Below are 681 nucleotides of genomic sequence, written 5' to 3'. Positions count from 1 at the left end.
CAAAAGCAGCCTCGTCGTGGCATGAGCGCAATTTGGCAGCGGCCCTGCCGGCATTTTTGGCCCAATGCACCGGTCAGCGACGCTGACGTTTTTTCAGGAGTGTGGCTGATGAGTCGCAATAACAAACAAGACGAACAGGTGGCCTTGGAGGTCGTCGATGCAGTGCTCGGTGGGGCGGCGTTGAAAGACGTGCAAGGCCTCAGTGACGAGCACATGGACGGTCTCTATGCCTTCGCCTTCCAGTTCTACGAACAGGGGCGGCTGGACGATGCCGAGAAGTTCTTCCACTTCCTGTGCATCTACGACTTCTACAACAGCCATTACTGGATGGGACTGGCGGCGGTGCACCAGCTCAAGCAAAACCACCAGAAAGCAATCGACCTGTATGCCATCGCTTTCGCCCAAGGCAAAAGCGACTACCGACCGATGTTGTACACCGGCCAATGTCACTTGGCCCTGGGCAAGGTCGGCAAGGCCCGGTTGTGTTTCGAATATGTGCTTGAGCAAGCCACCGAAAACGATCTGCGCGAGCAAGCCAAGGTGTATCTCGACACCCTGGCCCACATGGAACAGCACTGTTCGGAGGACTTAACATGAGTGAAATAAGGACTACTTTCAACCCGGCGCTTCACGGCGCAATGAGCCGCAGCGAGGCCTTCGAAAAATACGGCGCGGGGGGCC

At 56.8% G+C, this 681-nt stretch carries 1 protein-coding gene; it reads left to right on the top strand.

Features of this window, described 5'->3' with window-relative positions; genetic code table 11:
• Positions 1-108: 108 nt before the first annotated feature.
• Complete coding sequence (gene sicA, locus ACE04F_RS21680) at positions 109-597, top strand: type III secretion system translocator chaperone SicA (RefSeq protein ID WP_486109863.1); 489 nt, start codon at positions 109-111, stop codon at positions 595-597.
• Positions 598-681: the final 84 nt, after the last annotated feature.

It is taken from the genome of Pseudomonas sp. AGC41 (assembly GCF_057334555.1).
Note: the sequence above shows the minus strand (reverse complement) of the source record. Positions and strands in the feature narration are given on the sequence as shown.